Source organism: Arthrobacter sp. P1_H7, assembly GCF_056405215.1.
This window is the reverse complement of sequence record NZ_JBFUCO010000017.1, coordinates 151,117-169,415: the sequence shown is the minus strand read 5'-3', so window position 1 is coordinate 169,415 and position 18,299 is coordinate 151,117. Positions and strand designations below refer to the sequence as shown.

The 18,299-nt window shown below is 64.3% G+C and carries 21 protein-coding genes; 2 read left to right on the top strand and 19 right to left on the bottom strand.

The genetic code is table 11. The annotated features are described in order from the left end of the window. Positions 1–136: 136 nt before the first annotated feature. From AC1DXI_RS17310 to AC1DXI_RS17220, 19 genes are all read right to left on the bottom strand, one after another. Positions 137–649, bottom strand: coding sequence for an Hpt domain-containing protein (locus AC1DXI_RS17310; RefSeq protein ID WP_476939620.1), 513 nt, complete (start codon positions 647–649; stop codon positions 137–139). A gap of 97 nt (positions 650–746) precedes the next feature. Then, entirely contained in the window at positions 747–1,628 is an 882-nt protein-coding gene (locus AC1DXI_RS17305; RefSeq protein WP_476939619.1) for a glycosyltransferase family 87 protein, read from the bottom strand. Between the two features lie 91 nt (positions 1,629–1,719). After that, on the bottom strand, positions 1,720–2,604 hold the full coding sequence (locus tag AC1DXI_RS17300) for a type II secretion system F family protein (RefSeq protein ID WP_476939618.1): 885 nt from the start codon (positions 2,602–2,604) through the stop codon (positions 1,720–1,722). A 7-nt stretch (positions 2,605–2,611) separates the two neighbouring features. After that, on the bottom strand, positions 2,612–3,547 hold the full coding sequence (locus AC1DXI_RS17295) for a type II secretion system F family protein (RefSeq protein WP_476939617.1): 936 nt from the start codon (positions 3,545–3,547) through the stop codon (positions 2,612–2,614). Positions 3,548–3,554: 7 nt separating this feature from the next. Next, positions 3,555–5,063: a CpaF family protein gene (locus tag AC1DXI_RS17290; RefSeq protein WP_476939616.1), complete on the bottom strand. Its 1,509-nt coding sequence runs from the start codon at positions 5,061–5,063 to the stop codon at positions 3,555–3,557. Further along, positions 5,064–6,254, bottom strand: a complete 1,191-nt coding sequence (locus AC1DXI_RS17285) for a CpaE/TadZ family protein (protein ID WP_476939615.1) — start codon at positions 6,252–6,254, stop codon at positions 5,064–5,066. After that, complete coding sequence (gene cpaB, locus AC1DXI_RS17280; protein ID WP_476939614.1) at positions 6,251–7,018, bottom strand: Flp pilus assembly protein CpaB; 768 nt, start codon at positions 7,016–7,018, stop codon at positions 6,251–6,253. The genes AC1DXI_RS17285 and cpaB (AC1DXI_RS17280) overlap by 4 nt, the downstream gene beginning before the upstream one ends. A 45-nt stretch (positions 7,019–7,063) precedes the next feature. Continuing rightward, the gene (locus AC1DXI_RS17275; protein ID WP_476939613.1) at positions 7,064–8,089 is read right to left on the bottom strand and encodes a pilus assembly protein TadG-related protein; all 1,026 of its coding nucleotides are present in this window, start codon (positions 8,087–8,089) and stop codon (positions 7,064–7,066) included. After that, positions 8,077–8,310, bottom strand: a complete 234-nt coding sequence (locus tag AC1DXI_RS17270; protein WP_476939612.1) for a hypothetical protein — start codon at positions 8,308–8,310, stop codon at positions 8,077–8,079. The genes AC1DXI_RS17275 and AC1DXI_RS17270 overlap by 13 nt, the downstream gene beginning before the upstream one ends. Positions 8,311–8,341: 31 nt before the next feature. Next, positions 8,342–8,575: a Flp family type IVb pilin gene (locus AC1DXI_RS17265; protein ID WP_476939611.1), complete on the bottom strand. Its 234-nt coding sequence runs from the start codon at positions 8,573–8,575 to the stop codon at positions 8,342–8,344. 246 nt (positions 8,576–8,821) lie between these two features. After that, positions 8,822–9,703, bottom strand: coding sequence for a type II secretion system F family protein (locus tag AC1DXI_RS17260; protein ID WP_476939610.1), 882 nt, complete (start codon positions 9,701–9,703; stop codon positions 8,822–8,824). Between the two features lie 18 nt (positions 9,704–9,721). Further along, complete coding sequence (locus AC1DXI_RS17255) at positions 9,722–10,672, bottom strand: type II secretion system F family protein (RefSeq protein ID WP_476939609.1); 951 nt, start codon at positions 10,670–10,672, stop codon at positions 9,722–9,724. 2 nt (positions 10,673–10,674) lie between these two features. Next, on the bottom strand, positions 10,675–12,117 hold the full coding sequence (locus AC1DXI_RS17250) for a CpaF family protein (protein ID WP_476939626.1): 1,443 nt from the start codon (positions 12,115–12,117) through the stop codon (positions 10,675–10,677). A 23-nt stretch (positions 12,118–12,140) separates the two neighbouring features. Beyond that, a complete protein-coding gene (locus AC1DXI_RS17245; RefSeq protein WP_476939608.1) occupies positions 12,141–13,346 on the bottom strand; it encodes a CpaE/TadZ family protein in 1,206 nt (401 codons plus the stop codon). Further along, positions 13,343–14,122, bottom strand: coding sequence for a Flp pilus assembly protein CpaB (gene cpaB / locus AC1DXI_RS17240; protein ID WP_476939607.1), 780 nt, complete (start codon positions 14,120–14,122; stop codon positions 13,343–13,345). The genes AC1DXI_RS17245 and cpaB (AC1DXI_RS17240) overlap by 4 nt, the downstream gene beginning before the upstream one ends. A 20-nt stretch (positions 14,123–14,142) precedes the next feature. Beyond that, the gene (locus AC1DXI_RS17235) at positions 14,143–15,162 is read right to left on the bottom strand and encodes a pilus assembly protein TadG-related protein (RefSeq protein WP_476939606.1); all 1,020 of its coding nucleotides are present in this window, start codon (positions 15,160–15,162) and stop codon (positions 14,143–14,145) included. Continuing rightward, positions 15,150–15,551, bottom strand: a complete 402-nt coding sequence (locus AC1DXI_RS17230) for a TadE/TadG family type IV pilus assembly protein (protein ID WP_018773704.1) — start codon at positions 15,549–15,551, stop codon at positions 15,150–15,152. The genes AC1DXI_RS17235 and AC1DXI_RS17230 overlap by 13 nt, the downstream gene beginning before the upstream one ends. Positions 15,552–15,673: 122 nt before the next feature. Continuing rightward, positions 15,674–15,880 carry a Flp family type IVb pilin gene (locus AC1DXI_RS17225; protein WP_043466379.1) on the bottom strand — a complete coding sequence of 69 codons (207 nt, stop codon included), beginning with the start codon at positions 15,878–15,880 and terminating at the stop codon, positions 15,674–15,676. Positions 15,881–16,150: 270 nt separating this feature from the next. Next, positions 16,151–16,852, bottom strand: coding sequence for a prepilin peptidase (locus AC1DXI_RS17220; protein ID WP_476939605.1), 702 nt, complete (start codon positions 16,850–16,852; stop codon positions 16,151–16,153). A gap of 317 nt (positions 16,853–17,169) precedes the next feature. On the opposite strand from AC1DXI_RS17220, the gene rplM reads away from it, so the two are divergent. Together rplM and rpsI are read left to right on the top strand one after the other, a co-directional pair. Continuing rightward, the gene (gene rplM / locus AC1DXI_RS17215) at positions 17,170–17,613 is read left to right on the top strand and encodes a 50S ribosomal protein L13 (RefSeq protein ID WP_015937805.1); all 444 of its coding nucleotides are present in this window, start codon (positions 17,170–17,172) and stop codon (positions 17,611–17,613) included. A 36-nt stretch (positions 17,614–17,649) separates the two neighbouring features. Beyond that, positions 17,650–18,159 (top strand): 30S ribosomal protein S9, encoded by a 510-nt coding sequence (gene rpsI / locus AC1DXI_RS17210; protein ID WP_018773707.1) that lies wholly within the window; start codon positions 17,650–17,652, stop codon positions 18,157–18,159. The last annotated feature ends 140 nt before the right edge of the window (positions 18,160–18,299 follow it).

The window sequence follows — 18,299 nt, the reverse complement described above, 5'->3', positions numbered from 1 at the left end:
GGCCTGAACAGACATAACAAACACCTCCGAAGGCGTCGGGAGGATCCCGCGGATCAGCCCCGGGTCCTCAAGGGAATCTGATACATCCCGTCCTGGCATCTCCGGAGGTGTTTGTGAAGGACAGACTCAACTCATATCAGCTGTCCCACAGGACATAGCTGAACTGGAGTTCGTCCACGGTTTCCCCGCCGCGCGCGGCAACGTCGCGCAGGAGCGACAGGGCCCGGCCAATGTCGCCGGCCCTGAGGGCGTTCTCCAGTTCGCCGGCGAGCTGGGCCAGGCGCAGGCCTCCGACCATGGCCGAGGACGTCTTCAGGCTCAGCACAGCGTCCATCGAGGCCGCGAGATCCCCGCGTTCGAGGGCCGAGGCCAGCGTGCGGTAGCGCTGGTCCCACATCCGGGTGTAGTCCCTGGCAAATCCCTTCGCCACGGCCGGATTCTCGAGCTGGGCACCCAGGTCCTGAAGCGCGGCAGGGTCCACGAGCGGGGCCGGCGGCAGGTCCGCGGGGAGGGCTTCCTGGCGTACCTCCGGCAAGGCCGCTGCCGCACTGGATGCCGTCAGGGCAGGCGCCGGCAGTCCCGGAGAGGTTGTGGGAGCGAGGGCAATGCTCGCTTCTCCGTCGTCGGGGCAAGCGCTTGGAAGGGACATGTGACCACGCTACTTGCTGACGCGGCCGATGCCGTGCAGCCCGGTCTATCCTGCGGAAACCCTGAGGCTTTCCCGAGGGAACCAGCCACGTCCGCAGCTATTGCCGCGTCCCGTGGTTGCTTCCCTCCAGGAGAAGACGGGGTACGGCAATGAGGATCGTCCACGGAACGACCGAGACGAGGACCGGTGACGCCAGCACCATCGCCGGAGCGACGAGAAAGGGCCATTGCTTCCGGGCACCGATGACGACCAGGGCCACAGCGATGAGGCACCGCACGACGAAGCTGACGCGGCTGTCAGGCGTTCCCTCCTTGTTCTCGAACAGGAACCGTATCCAGTCGCTCCACGCTGTTGGGTCGACTGCATAAGACACGGCGACGATGAGCAGCGTTGCGCCAACTCCTTGAAGCAACCTCTTCCATTCGCCACGAGTGGCGAACCAGAGAAGGCCGACGCCGGTGGTGACCTTCGTGAGGACGGCGAAAGACCAGGCGGCAGGCCTGCGCATGCCGACTACGGCGGCCGCGGCGAGCAAGATGTAGATGTTTCCGACGACGAGTTCGGGGAGGCACAGCAGGGACACCGGAATGGCCCACCGCGCCCGGAGGGGTCTCACCAGCCACGCCACTGCTGCTGCCTCGATCGCAAACCACGCCGCACAGAACAGGGGCCAGGGAAGCAACGCCAGCGGCCAGATCGCCGCTGCAAACGCGGGCGAATACAAATACGCGTCCCGCTGTCCGGGACTTGCGCCGTAGGAAAGCCCGCCCTGCGCCGCGAGCCAGTAGGCGTGCGAGTCGTACCCGATTGCGTTGCCGGTGACGACGTGCCGGACCGACACGAACACGGCCACAACAGCCAAAGGCCAAAGCAGGAAGGGTACCGATCGGGTCAGCAGCGGAAACTTCCTTGCGAAGACGCTCCCCTGGCCCATTTCGGAGCGTGAAGGGGGTGTGTCCTCACGTGTGGTGTCGTTCATGGTCCAGATGTTGCCATAGAACCCGGCCAGATCCCGGAAACTGCGCTCCCATTAAACGGCACGTTCCGGTGTGTTCTCGCGGTGTCGGCTGCTACTGGCCGCTGAACGTGTCAATGGCGTTGATGACGGCGGGGCCCAGGATGGCGATGAAAAGCACGGGGAAGATGAAGAACAGCAAGGGGAACAGGATTGTCACGGGCAGCTTCATGGCCTTCTCCTCGGCCCGTTGCCGGCGCTTGACCCGCATGACCTTCGCCTGCACCCGCAGCACCCGGCTGATGGCAATGCCGTAGGTGTCGGCCTGGACCACGGCCTGGACGAAGCTGCGCAGCTCGGGCACGTTGGTCCGTGCCGCCAGTGCCACGTAGGACTCGCGCCGGCTGCGTCCTACCTGCATGTCCTGCAGGGTCCGGATCAGTTCCTCCGCCAGCGGGCCCTTGCCGTTCTCGCCGGCCCGGGCCATGGCGCCTTCGAAGCCCAGGCCCGCTTCCACGGAGATCAGCATCTGGTCCAGCGTGTTGGCCAGTTCCAGCTGCATGGTCTTCTGCCGCTCCTGCCCCTTGCTGTACAGCAGGAGATCAGGGATGAAGTAGCCCAGCAGGAACACAAAGATTCCCACGAGCTTGAGGATCGGCGTCGGGCTGTTGGTGCTGATCCAGGAGCCCAAGAGGGCGCCCAGCAGCCCCAGGAGCGGCTTGGCCGCGAGCACGCGGCCCAGCGGCAGCGACGCGGGACGCCCGGCGAGGGACAGTAGCCGGTCCAGTTTGCGGACGTACGCTGCGGGAGTCAGCCGGTGGCCGGCCCGTTCCAGCAGGCTGCTGCGCTCCCGCTGTGTGAGTTCGGCAGGGTCCGTGCCCAGCGCGAGCATCTCCCGCATGGCGCGCTGTGACCTCCGGTCTACGGAGAGCAGCGACCACGCGAGATAGCCGAGCGGCAACGCCACCAGCAGCGTGGCAAGAAGTACAGCAGGTGCCATGGCCGCCTCAGAACTTCAGGTCGATGATTTTGCGCATCCACAGCCCACCAATGGTCATGAGGATGACGGAAGCGGCCATCATGCCCCAGCCCAGCGGGTGCGTGAACATGGCGTTCATGTAGCCGGGATTGACCAGCATCAGCATCACCACGATCCCGATCGGCATGGCCATGAGGATGTAGGCGGAGAACTTTCCCTCGGCGGCGAGGGATTTGATGTGCCCTTTGATCTCGCTGCGCTCTCGGATGGTCTCGTTGACCTGGTCCAGGACTTCGGCCAGGTTCCCGCCCACTTCGCGGTTGATCTGGATGGCCTGGGCGATCCAGACGAAGTCCTCGTTCCGCATCCGGTCCGCGGTGTCGGTCAGGGAGTCCAGGAGGTCCCGGCCCAGGCTGGTCTCCGTAACCACGCGGCGCATCTCTTCCGACGTCGGGCTTTGCGATTCGGATGCGGCGGCGTCAATGGCGCGCATGATGCTGTGCCCGGCCCGGAGGCCGCCGGAGAGCAGCTGCAGGGTGTCGCCGAGCTGCTGGTCGAACTTGGTGCGGCGCTTGCCGGTCAGGATGCCGATTACGAGGTGGCCCACGACCGGCGCCAGCAGCACCAGCAGGACCGCCAGCAACGGCCCCGCGACGACGAACCCGGCAAAGCCCCCCGCAACAGCTCCGGCCAGGAGCAGGACGTAGAAGTCGGCCTGGCTCAGGCGCAGGCCGGCCTGTTCCAGCGACTCGCGGTTGAAGAGCCGGATCTTGCGGCCGGAGAAGAAACCGTCGACCAGTTGGACGGCCGAACCGGCGAACCGGGTCAGCTGCGAGTCGGCCTGGCCCTGGACGGGCCTGCGCCGGTCCAGTGGGAGACTCGCCCCGCCGGGTGCGAGCAGCACGATCCCGAGGACCAGCACAGCGCTGAAGAGCAGGCCGACGCCGATGGACAGCAGGGTCATGGACAGATCACGCCCTTCCGGCCGGCGTCAGCGGCGCGGCAAACACGGCGGGGGAGACATAGATGCCCAGGTCCTCGAAACGGTCGATGAAGCGCGGGCGGATGCCGGTGGGGACCGGTTTGCCGAGGAACCGGCCATGGGCGTCGACACCGGCGGCGTAGTCGAACACGAAGGCGTCCTGAAGCGTGACGATGTCTCCCTCCATGCCCTGGACCTCGGTGACGTGGGTGATCCGCCGGGTGCCGTCCCGCAGCCGGGAGATCTGGATAATCAGGTTGACGGCCGAGGCGATCTGTTCCCGGATGGCCCGCAGCGGCAGGTCCATGCCGGCCATGAGCACGAGGGTCTCCAGGCGGGCCACGGCATCCCGGGGCGAGTTGGAGTGCACGGTCGAGAGCGAACCGTCGTGGCCGGTGTTCATGGCCTGGAGCATGTCCAGTGATTCGCCGCCGCGGACCTCGCCCACCACGATCCGGTCCGGGCGCATGCGGAGGGAGTTCCGCAGCAGTTCGCGGATGGTCACCTCGCCCTTGCCCTCGGTGTTCGACGGTCGGCTTTCCAGACGCACCACGTGTTCCTGCTGGATCTGGAGCTCGACGGCGTCCTCGATCGTCACGATCCGCTCGTCGTGGGGCAGGAAAGAGGAAAGCACATTCAGCAGTGTCGTCTTTCCCGTGCCGGTGCCGCCGGAGACGATGATGTTGAGCTTGGCCTTCACGCAGGCGTTCAGCAGTTCCGCCATTTCCGGCGTCAGCGTGCCGAACTCGATGAGGTTCCGGACAGTCAGCGGCACCTTGCTGAACTTTCGGATGGTCAGCGACGAACCGCCGACGGCGAGCGGCGGAATGACGGCGTTGACGCGGGACCCGTCCTCGAGCCGCGCGTCCACAAGGGGCGAGGACTCGTCAATGCGCCGGCCCACCTTGGAAACGATGCGCTCGATCACCTTGCGGAGGTGGTCCTCGGAGCTGAACCGCGATTCCGTAAGGGTCAGTTTGCCGTTGCGTTCCACGTAGATCTGGTCCATCCGGTTGACCATGATTTCCGTGACGGCGGGGTCGTCGAGGAGGCGCTGCAGCGGGCCGTAGCCCAGGACGTCGTCGGCCACGTCGCGGACCAGCCGGGAGCGCTCCTCGGCGGACAGGGGGACCTGCTCGGCGTCGATGATGCGCGTCAGCTCCTCCCGCGCGGAGGTGCGGAGGTCATCTTCCGTGGTTGCCGAATCGTTGAAGCGGGTTCCCATGCGTTCGAACAACGCGGTGGCGGCCCGCTGCTTGAGGGCCGCGAAGGCGTCGACGGGCTGCTGCCCCCGGGCGCGGGAGTCCTGGTGCTCCGGGAAGCCCGGCACTGGTGGGCGGCTGCTTTTCTGGAGGACGACGGCGGCCGGCTGTGCCGCCGTCGTCCCACTTCCTCCGGTGGGGGACAACGCCACCGGAGTTGCGGCCTGAGGAGACACGGCCTGCGGGGCAACTGCAGCCGTTCCCTCGGCGGAGCGGAGCCGCTCGGAAAGCTTCATCTAGACCACCACCCGGCGGTGCAGCTTCTTCTGGGCGGTGGCGCGCCAGGCGGGATCGAACCGGTGGACGAGCTGTTTCAGTCCTTTGATGGCCGGATCCTTGCGTCCGTCCTGAAGGACCGGGACGCCGCGGTTGGTGGAGAACGCCACTGCCTTGGACCGGGGGATGCTGACGTCCACGGGCGCGCCGATGGTCGCTTCGACGTCCTGGACGCTCAGCCCCGACTTGGAATCCGCCATGTTCAGCACCACGTGGCGCGTCTCGGGAAGCAGGTCCAGGCGCCGGAGGATTTCCAGGCCGGAGCGCAGCCCGCGAATACTCGGCACATCCATGGCAGTCACCCAGACGGCGTCGGTGCATTGTTCGAGGGCGGCCAACCCGACCTCCGGGAGCCCGGGCGCGGTGTCGACCACGACGTACTGGAACTGTTCGGCCAGTTGTTCGAGCAGGCGCGTGACCTGCTGCGGTGTGATGTCGTCAGCCTCCTCGGGCGTCCGGGGGGCGCAGAGGGCGTAGATGCTCCCGGGGTGGACGGTGAGGAAGGCCTTGAGGACGAGGGAATCCTGGCTGGCCGCGGACGAGACGGCGTCGGTCACCGTGTGCTCCGGGTTCAGGTACAGGCCCGAGGCCACGTCCCCGAACTGCAGGTCCAGGTCTACGATCACCACGCCCATGGGCGCCACTTGGCCGAGCCCGATGGCGATGTTGGTGGCGATCGTGGTTTTGCCGACTCCGCCCTTGGGGGAGAAGACGCCGATCACCAATCCCTTGGGGCTGTCCGGCCGGCTGGCCGCGCTGGTCCGGTTGCGCGTGGCGAACGACTGGCAGGCCCGCTCCAGCAGCACCCGGATCTGGGCCGGGTCCGCCGCCGGGCTGAGGATGTCGCGGATGCCGGCCCGCATGGCCAGCAGGACGAAGTTCGGATCTGGCTCGCCGACCAGGATGACGCTGAGCTCGGGAAGCTGGACGTCGAACACCGTCGCCAGGCGCAGGGCGTCCTCCACCGGCACGTCGGGTCCCAGGATCAGGACCTCGGGCCGTTCCTGGTTGAGGCTGGCGAAGAGCTCCGCCGGGTTCGCGGGATTGACGAACGCGAAGGTCTGCAGGCCGCCCGGAAGGCCACCGGCCAGCGCCTGGCGCACGCGGGCATCGAAGTCCGTGTTCGGCGAAATCAGGACAAAGCGGCTCATTTGTACACCTTGCTACCTTCCATCACGGTTGGCCCGCTGTCTTTGGCGTTGAGGGGCTCCTTGCTCAGCCACAGGCTGGCGAACTCAGAGGCATAAATGATTTTCGAGGCATTGACGTCATCCACGGCCACGGTCAGAAGCAGAGAGCCGGTGGGGAGCGAGGTGTCCTCCGCTGGAGCCGTGCTCCCAGTGCCGGACGCCGTCTTCGCCGCCTCGCTCGCGACGGGCGCGCGCTGCACCGCCGTGAGGAGGACCTTATGAATGGACAGCTGCGTTGATTCCTTGTCCGGCTTCGCCGCGTCGCCGCCGCTCTTAAGCGAAATGAAGATGCCGACGTGATCCCCCGGTGCCAACCGGCCGCCCACCACGCGCTGCGGTTCCAGCTGGAAGGACACCTCCTGCAGCCCCTCGGGAATGTCCACCGCCCCGCTGGTTTGCAGTTCCTCGGGTGCGATCAGTCGCTCCGCGACGAGCTGCTCGCCCGGGAGCAGGTCGACGGCGGTGACCTTGCCTGCCATCCCGTCCAGGTTCTGGAGCGCGGATTTGGCGATGGCCGTGCCTGGAAGTCTTTCCGTCGCGAGAAATGGCTTGAGGGCCTCGGTGGTGGTGCCTGCCGGTACGGCTTTCGCCACCACTAAAATGTCCTGCGGCTCCAGGCCTTGCACTGCCCGTGCGTCGGCCCCCTGCGCGTAGCTGACTACCAGGATGGCCCCGACGACGGCCAGCACCAGGGCCGCGATCCCTGCCAATAGGCGTGACTTCAAAAACTGCTCCTGAACTGGTTGGTGGATGGTGTGGCGACGGATGTCCTATTGCGTGAGCTTGACGACGCCGGCGCCGAAGTCGGGCGCAGGCCCGAGGGTGTAGGCGTTGTCCAGGGAAACGTAATGGACGAAGCTGCCGATGACGCCGGTGCAGCTGCCGTCGCAGGTCAACGCGGCATCGACGAAGGGAGGCTTGTTGTGAAACGTAATGGGGAACTTGTTGCCATTGAAGCTCCAGCCTTTGACGTGGAAGGCCGCAAACGAGATGAGTTTGTAGGTGGTGCTGGAACCGGTACCGGCCACCTCATCAAAGATCGGGAGCAGGACTGTGACGTCCTTTCCGGCCGTGATGTCTGCGGCCCAGGCCCGCAACTGGTCATCGCACACACCGGGATAGCTGTTTCCGGGATCGCTGGGGGACCAACTCGTGGCGTTGACGATTCCTGCACAGGTACCGGAGGGGCGATTGAGCCAGCCGAATCCACCCGGAACGACGGCTCCCGACGGCCCGTAATTGCAGGTCGCCTCGCCCTTGCTGCCGTGGCTCACCAGCAGTTGCAGACCGCCATCGATGTGAGTCTTCACCTGGCAGATGGAGAAGGCGATGGGGAACGTCGTCGGACCAGTCACAGGCCGGCCCCACTGGACGGTGGCACCGGCGGTAACCGTGGCGTCGTTGAAGCCGAGGACGCGGGCGAAGAAGAGCGAGACCCGGTTCGGCGCCTTGCCGGCTTCCTGCGCCCCCGCGGTCACCTTCACTGTGCCGGCCGCTTTATCCAGAACGAGGTCCGCAATGTTGCTTTTCCCGTCGCCAGCATTGCTATTGGCGAGGCTCCGGGCAAGGGCGGAGGTGGTGGAGCAGTCGGCGTCGTTGATATTCCGGGAGCACTTCTGAGCAATGGCGAGGGCTGCGGAGTCGGCTCCGTTACGCAGTTGGGTTCGCTCGGCGTAAAGCATGCCGACATCCACGGCCAGAGCGGTGAAGCCGAGCAAGGTCACCATGAGGATGGCGACCAGGACGCTGATGGCCCCGCGCTCGCCGCCGGCGGGTGTTGTTCCTAGCCTCCGCACAGCATGACTCCTTTGCCTTCCATGGTGAACGGGCCTGCAATGCCGGTCATCGTGGAGAGCGAATAGGTGATCTTGAGCGTCACTTGGGTACCGGCGGTGCAGGTGGCGGGGCTGATGGTGATGTTGGTGTCGGCCAGCGCCGGTTTCAGCGCCGTGGCCGCGTTCTTGGCCGCCGTTCGCGCGGCGCTGGGGCTGCTGCCGATGGCCACCCACACTGTCATTGGCCGAAGTGCCGTGCCTGGGACGCGGTGCTTACGGTGTGCAGGAAGCCGTGCCTGCTGCCCCGGCGGCTGCGGGCGTGAAGGCGCCCCCGCTGACCGAGCACTGGACCTGCGTGAAGGTGTCGGTCAAAGTGCCGCCGAGCATCGTGACGGCGACGATGATCACGACGGCGATGAGGGAGACCATGATGCCGTATTCGACGGCGGTGGCGCCGCGCTGATCGCGGCAAAGACGGGTTGCGAAAGCGGAGATGAAGGAACGCATTGGAGACTCCTGAGCGAGTTGGGAGGCTGGCCCTGCACCAGCACTGAGAGGAACATAGCAACGGACGACACGCCGACGATTCGCCTTTGACGCATCCTGTGCTAAGGCTTCCCAAACTGCACGTTTCCTGTACATTCCCTGCGCCCATCCTGCGCCGGACACGCAGGAGGACCCCCTTAGCTCTGGGTCCAAGGGGGTCCGGTCTGTGGAGCTGCCCGAAGTACGGGCAGCGGCGTGTTCGCCTGCCTAGCGGCCGGTGAAGACGTCCATGATGCTGAGGACGGTGGGTCCGAGCACCACGATAAACAGGGCTGGAAGGATGGAGACGATCAGCGGGAAAAGCATCTTCACGGGCATCTTCATCGCGTGCTCCTCAGCCCGCTGCCGACGCTTGACTCGCATAACGGTCGCCTGGGACTTGAGGACATTTGCGATCGCGATACCGTAGCTGTCCGCCTGGACGACCGCCCGGACGAAGGACCGCAAGTCAGGGACATCCACGCGTTGGGCCATGGCCAGGTAGGCCTCTTTGCGGGAGCGTCCCACTTGCATGTCCTGCAGGGTCCGGACGAGTTCATCGGCCAAAGGTCCCTTCCCGGCCTCGCCGGCGCGGGCCATAGCGGTTTCAAAACCCAGGCCTGCCTGGACGGAAATGAGCATCTGATCCAGGGCGTTTGGCAGTTCCATCTTTATTGCGGTCCGACGCTTCTCCGCGTAGTTGCGGAGAAGGATGTCGGGGACGAAGTAACAGAGCGCGGTGACTCCCAGGGCGATGCCAAGCTTCATGGGCTTGGGATCAGCGGTGTAGAGCAGGATGCCCAGCACGGCTCCGGCCAAGGCCAGCAGGGGCTTGACCATGACGACACGGGCCAGCGGCCAGGCCTTTGGCCGGCCGGCGCCGGCCAATTGTTTGTCCAGCCATGCTGCGTAACCTTTCGGCATGGCCTTCCTCGCCAGCGACGCAAGCTGCTCGTTGGCACCGGCAGCCGCCGTCCCCGTCTTCGGCCCCTTGCCAAGGTTGGATTGGATGTTTCTGAGTCCGGCACGGTCGCCTGTCAGAACCAGCCACGTCATGACCGACAGCGGGGCGATGATCGCCAGGATGGCGGCATAAGCGATGGTTTGCACTGTTCTCTCCCTGCTTCCCTAGAACTTCGGTTTGATGAGCCGGCTGAGCCAGAAGCTGCCGATCCCGAGGAGGACCACCACGCCGGCGATCATGAGATAGCCGGGCAGCGTACTCGTGAACACCCTGGAGTAGAGGGGGTTGAACAGGGTCAGGCCAATGAACATCACCACCGGGAGGGCTATGAGGACCAAAGCAGAGATTCGGCCTTCAGCGCTAAGCGCCCTGACTTGGCCTCGGATCTGGTTCCGGTCGCGGATAGTTTCGCCAACATGGTCCAGGACCTCGGCAAGGTCCCCGCCAACTTCCCGGTGGATCTCGACCGCCCGGGCGATCCAGCCGAAGTCCTCGTTGTCTGTCCGGCGCGCCACTTCGTCGAGGGACTCGCCGAGATCCCGGCCGATCCTGGTCTCATTGACCACCCTGTTCAGTTCCTCGGCCATGGGCGCTTCATTTTCCTGTGCGGCAGCGTCAATGGCGCGGAGCAAGCTGTGTCCGGCCCTGAGACCGCCGGAAAACATTTGCAGGGTGTCCGGAACCTGGTCGTCGAATTTCTTTCTCCGCCGGGAAACCATGATGTTCAGGAATGTCACGAGGGCTACCGGGGTGAGCACCAGCAGCAGAACCGCGAAGAACGCCCCGCCCGTCAGGAACCCGACCACCACTGCCACGAAGGTCAAAGCGCCGCCCATCAGCAGGTAATCGCCGGGGCCCTTCTTGAGGCCGGCGGCGTCGAGCTTGTCCCTGTTGAGTATGCCGGTGCGGCCGCGGCGCACGCCCTTGTTGAGGGCGTCGACCGCCTGGTTGGTCAGTCTGCTGAACGAGGAGGTCTGCGGCCCCATTTCCGGCCTGCGCCGGGATAGCGGTACCGCCGACCGGGACTTGAAGACGAATGTGAAGACGATCGCCAGCGCTGCATAGACCAGCAGCAGGCCGCCCACGAAGGCGAGGGGGGAAAGCTCCGGGAGCATGGTTACCGCCCCCTTGTCGGCTGCACGCCGAAGACTGCCGGGGAGATGGTAATCCCGAGATCGGCAAAGCGGTCAGTGAACCGTGGCCGGACGCCGGTGGGCACCGGTTTGCCCAGGAACCGGCCGCTGCTGTCCACGCCGGCCGAGTAGTCGAAGACGAACGCGTCCTGGAGCGTGACGATGTCGCCTTCCATGCCCTGGACCTCGGTGATATGCGTGACGCGGCGCGAGCCGTCGCGAAGCCGGGAGATGTGCACGATCAGGTTGACGGCCGAGGCCACCTGCTCGCGGACGGCCCGCAAGGGCAGGTCCATGCCGGCCATGAGGACCAGGGTTTCGAGCCTGGCGATGGCGTCCCGGGGGGAGTTGGCGTGGACTGTTGAGATGGAGCCGTCGTGGCCGGTGTTCATGGCCTGGAGCATGTCCAGGCATTCCCCGCCGCGGACTTCGCCGACGACGATCCGGTCCGGCCGCATGCGCAGGGAGTTACGAACGAGGTCCCGAATGGAGATCTCGCCCTTGCCCTCGATGTTCTGCGGCCGGCTTTCCAGCCGGACCACGTGGTCCTGCTGCAACTGCAGTTCCACCGCGTCCTCGATCGTGACGATTCGGTCCGACGCCGGAATGAACGAAGACAGCACATTCAGCAGCGTCGTCTTGCCCGTGCCGGTGCCGCCGGACACGATGATGTTCATGCGTGCCAGAACACAGGCCTGGAGCAGTTCGGCCATCTCGGGGGACAGGCTGCCCATCGAGATCAGATTGTTGACGGTCAGCGGGTCGCGCCCAAATTTCCGGATTGTGAGAGCCGGTCCATTGACCGCCAACGGCGGAATAATGGCGTTGACTCGTGATCCGTCGGCGAGGCGGGCGTCCACCAAGGGTGACGACTCGTCGATCCGCCGGCCCACGTTTGACACGATCCGCTCGATGACTCGCCGAAGCGCTTCATCTGAGGTAAATTTCGTTTCCGTCAGGTGCAGCTGTCCGCCGCGCTCCACGTAGATCTGGTCAAAGCGGTTGACCATGACTTCGGTGACGGCGGGGTCGTCCAGGAATCTCTGGATGGGACCGTGCCCCAACACATCATCGATAATCTCGCGGATCAGCCGCTGGCGTTCCTGGCCGGAAAGCGGAATCTGTTCCTCGTCGACGACGGCCTTGAGTTCGTCTTTGACCGATTGGTGGAGCTCAGCCTCGCCGATTGAGGAATCGGTAATCCTGGACCCGAGCCGTTCAAACAGGGCCTGGCTGGCCCGCTCCTTGAGCGTGTTGAGCGCCTCACTGGCGATGGAAGCGGTCTGCTGGACTTCAGCGACGTCGCTGCGCGATTCCGCAGCGGTCTTGGCCTCATGTATGCGGCCGAGCGTCGATGGGGCCTGGAAGACGTCCACCGGGGCAGGTTGCGCTTCAGGCGACTTCCTGGCGGGGGCATCCCCGCGCATTTGTGCGAATCGGTCGGTGAGGCTCACTGGAATACCGCCCTTCTGTGCAGCTGTTTGTGAGGTCTTGCTTCCCACCCGGGTTTGAAGCGATCCACGAGCTGTCGCAGTCCCTTGGACGCGGGATCCCTGCCGCCGTCCTGGAGGACGGGGACTCCCTTGTTGGTGGAGTAGGGAAGGTTCTTGGAACGCGGCAGCACCACATCCACGGGGACACCGACAGTAGCTTCGACGTCCTTCAAGGTCAGGCCCGCCCGCCGGTCCGCCATGTTCAGGACGATGTGACGGCGTTCGGGTGTCAGGTTGAGTTCATCCAGAATCTGGAAGCCGGTGCGCATGCCGCGGATGCTGGGAACGTCCATTCCGCAGATCCAGACGGCATCCGTGGCCTGTTCGAGCGTCGCCAGGACGTGCTCTCCCAGCCCTGGGGCCGTATCCACCACGATGTATTGGAATTCCTGCCGCAGCTGCTCGAGCAGGTGGGAGACATGGGCAGCCGTGATCTTGTCCATATCGATCGGACTGAGCGGGGCGCACAAGGCGTAGATACCGGCAGGGTGAACGGTCAGGTACGTCTTGAGGACCATCGAATCCTGGCTTGCGGCCCCCATCACGGCATCTGTGATGGTGAACTCCGGCTCCAGCAGCAGGCCGCTGGCCACATCGCCGAACTGAAGGTCGAGATCGACGATCACCACGCTCATCGGGGAGGTCTTGCCAAGTCCGACGGCGAGGTTGGTTGCCACCGTCGTCTTGCCGACGCCGCCCTTGGGTGACATCACCGCGATGACTCGGCCGTTGCCGCCGTGGTCTGCGTGCTCCGACGCCTGCGGGGCGAGCCCGCGCCGCCGGCCCGCAGCTGCAAGACTGGCCCGCTCCAGCATGACGCGAATGGTGTCCGCGTCGGCCGCCGGGTCGAGAAAGTCCCGGACGCCGGCCCGCATAGCCTGCAGCACGCTCTCCGGAGTCGCGGTAGCGGCGAGCACTACGCTGATTTCCGGGTACTGGAGGTCCATCACGGACGCGAGCTTGAGGGAACCCTCCACTGGCAGGCCGGGTCCGAGGATCAGGACCTCCGGAGGTTCTCCCTGCATCTGGCGCAGGATATCTGCGGGGCCTTCCGGCAGGTAGTCTGCCTGGAAGACATGCAATGCACCGTGCATTCCGGTCACGGCAAGCCGGACCAGTCGCTCGAAGTCACTGTTCGGGGTGATGAGAACGTAGCGGCTCATCGGAACAGTCCCGCCGTGTCAACGACGCCGTTGCTCTTCTCAAGCGCGTCGCCAGGTTCCTTGGACAGGTAGATCTTGCCGAACTCCGCGGCAAACACGATGCGTTCGGCGTCGGCGGAGTTCCGGGCGAGCGTCACGAGATACGTGTCGTCCGTCTGCTCGTTGCTGCTGGACGTCGACGACGCCTGGGCCGTTCCCGCTGTGGCGTCCGAGCCCCCCGTCTGGGTGGCGGTACCGTTGCTGAATTGCGCCGCCGTCACGAGGACCTTGTGGAAGGTCAGCTGGGTCCTGGCTTTGCTACCGGCCTGGTTGGCACCCGCGTCTTCCAGCGAGAGGAAGACACCCACCGTGTCCCCGGCCTTGAGGACGCCACCTGCGACACGTTCGATAGGAAGCTTGAGCGTGAGTTCCTGGAGTCCGGTGGGGATCTGAACCCGGGACGGACCGAGAAAAGCGTTTTGCTCCACCATCCGCGAGGACAACAGCTGCTCGCCCGGCATGAGGGCTACGGCCGAGACCTTGGCGCCGAGGGACCCGAGGTCCGTCACGCTGTTTTCGGCGATGGCGAGCTTAGGCACTGACTTCCTGGCCACAGAATCGGCGATCGTCTCGGCGGAGGCGCCGGCAGGAATGGTTTTCTGGACGATGTAGATGTTTTCAGTTTCGGTACTGGCCAGCGCGCGTTTATCAGCATTTTGAACGTACGTCACCAGCAATACGGTTCCTATAATTGCCACAAGTAATGCGGCAATGCCCCCCAGCAGGCGTGTTTTCATGATATCCCCTTAGAAATTGTCTATTTGATTAGCTTGATATCAGCCGTTCCAAGATTTGCTCCTGTGCCACCACCTGCCCCCGTCCAGGAGTCGATGGATTCGAACTTCTTGAATTGGCCGATAAGGCAGCGGTCGTTGCCATTCGCGCAAGCCAGGTCAGCCGTCATTCCGGGATCGTTCTTTGTGTTGCGAAATTCGTACTCGTGGTTGTTGCCGAACTTCCAGCCCCAGATCTTGAAGGTGGCGTAGCCGATGATGTGGAAGAAGCCGTTCTGACCCTTGTTGGTGGCGTCGTCGAAGACAGGGAACGCGACATGGACTTCGCCGCCGCCGGTGATTGTCTCGGCCCAGCCCTCGAGAATTTTGGAGCACCCAGAGGGCGGGTTGTTGCCCGGATCGGATCCGACTTGATTGCTGCCAAGTTCCGTGATCGCCTGGCAGGGGGAGTCCTGGTCCAGCCAGCCCCAGCCGCCCGGGATCTCCGTTCCGGAAGGACCCGTGCAGGTTCCGCCAGGCTTGTAGGAGATCTTCTGTACCGGGGCGGTGGTGCTGGCGGTCGAGAGGTTGTAGCAGTTGTCCGAAATTGCCAACGGGAAACTGGAGCCTCCTGTGGGCGGTGCCATGGAGGCCGTCGCATGCGCCCCGACGGTGACGGGCGGCGCATTGAGCGCGCTGGCAAACATTTTGGTGAGAAAGGCGTTGGAGCCGCTGCGGGTGGTGGTAGTTACGGTGACCTGGCTGTTCGCCAGATCCACCTTCACAGACTCGACGTCGGTGGCACCATCGTTGGAATTGCCGCCTGTGAGCTCCTTCGCCCAGAGGAGTGCATTTGCAGAGCATGCGGCAGGAGTGCGATGACACTGCTGGGCGACGGCGAGTGCCCCCGCGTCCGCGGCGTTCTGCAGTTGAGCCCGTTCGGCGTAGATCTGACCCACGTCCACGGCCATCGCGCCGGCACCGAGAAGGACCACCATCATGACGGCAACGAAGACGGCGGTGGCGCCGCGCTCCTGGTCGTCTCGCGCGATTAGCCTCCGCATCGCATTGCTCCTACGCCGGTGAGGGTGTAGAGATCACCGAACATGCCGGTCATGCCGCCGGCCTTGTAAGTGACAGTCACGGTTGCGTTCAAATCTTTCGCGCAGGCGCCGGAGAAGGCGAACCCGAAGTTTCCTGCCGTCAATCCAGGAGCGCCGGCAATTGCGGCGGCTTTTGCAAGACCCACGTCGTTCTTGATCGCCATGGTCCGTGCCGCCTCGCGGGCGGCCTGCGTGACGGAAATCTGAAGGTTGTAGATGTACGAAAATTCGATGATCCCGCCGACCAGGGCGAGCAGGATGGGTAGAACGAGGGCGAACTCGACGGCTGCCGCGCCGCGCTGCCGGCCCTGCGCCCGAGACCGGGGCGACGGTGGACTGCTGCGCTTCATGGGATCCCCCCAGGGATAGATGCAGCTGGATGATTAAGAAAAATGTGCCGCGTCCGCGAGACACGGACGCGGCACATTGGGTGTTGCTGAGACCTGTTGTTGTGCTTTTACGCCGTGGCGGTCTAGTTCTTCCAGCCCTTCACGGTGGTGCCGAGGTCGTTGAACCAGGTGTTCAGTTCGTTGCCGAAGGCCGTGACACCCAGAATGATGCCGAAGGCGATAAAGGCCACGAGCAGCGAGTATTCCGTCGCGGTCGCGCCCTTTTCGGAGGTGAGCTTTTCCTTGACGCCGGCAACAAAAGCGAGCATTGAGACCATGAGACCAGTCATTTTAGTTTTTCCTTTTCCAGAGATTGAGTAGTGAACGAATCTCCAGCAAATCCCCGATTGCCTATTTGCTGGAGCTTCGTTGGGACAACATTTGCACGGGCGCAATCGGCGCGGCAATGATGTTCGATACTCGACTTTTTAGAAGGAAAATATGGGTACCACTCGCCCGCAAAGGGGGTGTACTCAGTTTCTAAGTAGGGCTGGGGCCCGATTACTTGGTTTGATAAGCCGTCTTACTTAATCCGCGGTCCAGGTGAAGGCGGAGACTACCTAGGGGAGCAGCAGAATGATTGCCAGGCCGGCGGCCAGCATCGAAGGCCCGTAGGGCACTTCCTTCGGCTTGTTTCCGCGGTTTTTGAGGACCAGAAGCGCGGAGGCAACGCCGCCGGCGACGAATCCCAAGGCCCCGCCGTAGAACAAGTGGGACCAGCCTAGGTAGCCCAAGTACAGGCCAAGTGGTGCCGCGAGCTTCACATCGCCCATCCCGAGACCGTTTCGGCTGGTCAGGGCAAGAAAAAGGTACAAAACGAACAAAATTAAGGCCCCGGCCACTCCTCGCAGGAGGTTTCCGGCCTCGCCGGAAACCACCGAGGCAGCCCCGAGTAGCACAATTCCGGCCCCCAATAGGGGCACGACCATCCGGTTGGGCAAAAGGTGGTGCTGCAAGTCGATCCGGGCCAGCTGGACGCCGGCCACAGCCAGCAGGACGTAGGCGGGGAGCTCCGGGGAGGCGCCGAAGCGCCAGGCCAGCAGTGCGGACAGCGCGAAGGTGGCCGCCGCCGTCGTAAGCCTCATGCGTGCCGTCAGAGGTCCGCCCAGGCGGGGGAGCCTGCGCCGGAGGAGAAGCTCGGCCAGTAGGGACAAGCATGCGCCCGTGAGAGAGACGCCGGCTATGAACAGGACCCCGGTGATAGCTCCGGTCGGCTGGGCAAGCAGCAGGGGGACGGTGCCGGCGGCGGCGGGATCGGACACGGTTCCTCCAGGGATGCGACGGTCCGGCACGGGGCAGTCTGCGAAAAAGAGCAGACGGGATGCATCCGGACACCCTATTTTGACCCAAGAGGCCGCCGTCGGCTATTCTTGGTAGTCGTTGTGCGTGTCCTATCTCGATGGTGCGTGCCCGCTTGAGAATCCGGTTGCAGGATAGCTACTCAACGTGCACATTCGAGACCTCAGGATGACTGGTTACATGGAGCCCTCACCTCTGTTCCGGTAGCGCATAGATAGTAGGTGCACCGTAAGAGTGACGCCTAAAACAAGAACGCCAGAACAAGAACGAGGCAAACACCGTGCGTACGTACACCCCGAAGCCCGGCGATATCAACCGCCAGTGGCACGTCATTGACGCCACCGACGTTGTCCTTGGTCGTCTCGCGAGCCAGACCGCAATCCTGCTGCGCGGCAAGCACAAGGCCACCTTTGCGTCCCACATGGACATGGGCGACTTCGTCATCATCATCAACGCTGAAAAGGTTGCCCTCACCGGCGCCAAGCTGGAGCAGAAGCGCGCATACCGCCACTCCGGCTACCCGGGCGGCCTGACCTCCGTCAACTACGCGGAGCTGCTTGAGTCCAACCCGGTTCGCGCCGTGGAGAAGGCCATCAAGGGCATGCTCCCGAAGAACTCCCTCGCTGCACAGCAGCTGGGCAAGCTGAAGGTGTACCGCGGTGCAGAGCACCCCCACGCCGCCCAGCAGCCCAAGACTTTCGAAATCACCCAGGTCGCCCAGTAGTCCTGGCCACCAACCAACTTTTTATCAAGGAGAATCGTGGCTCAGAACGAAGAACTGACCACCGAAGCCGTTGAGGCTGAGGAAAACCTGACCAGCTACACCTCGGAGAGCGGTGCTGCGGAAGCAGCTGCGCCGAAGAAGGAACGCCCGGCGCTGACCGTTGCCGGCGCTGCAGTTGGCCGTCGTAAGGAAGCCGTTGCACGCGTTCGCGTTGTGCCGGGCTCCGGCAAGTGGACCATCAACGGCCGCGAGCTGGCGAACTACTTCCCGAACAAGCTGCACCAGCAGGACGTCAACGAGCCCTTCAAGATCCTCGATCTTGACGGCGCCTACGACGTCATCGCCCGCATCCACGGTGGCGGCATCTCCGGCCAGGCCGGTGCCCTGCGCCTCGGCATCGCCCGTTCGCTGAACGAGATCGACACCGAGAACAACCGCGCCACCCTGAAGAAGGCCGGTTACCTGCGCCGCGACGCTCGCGTCATCGAGCGCAAGAAGGCCGGTCTCAAGAAGGCCCGCAAGGCTCAGCAGTACTCCAAGCGCTAACAATGCGCCTACCCAACCGTCGGCCGCTGGCGCGACCGGCGGTTGGGGCCCTCGGCGCTTTTTAGCGCTCGGCTCCAGAAGCGTTAATTTAGCTTCCGGGCGCCCAAAGCGCCTCTTCAAAGGCCCGTCCCGCCACTTGG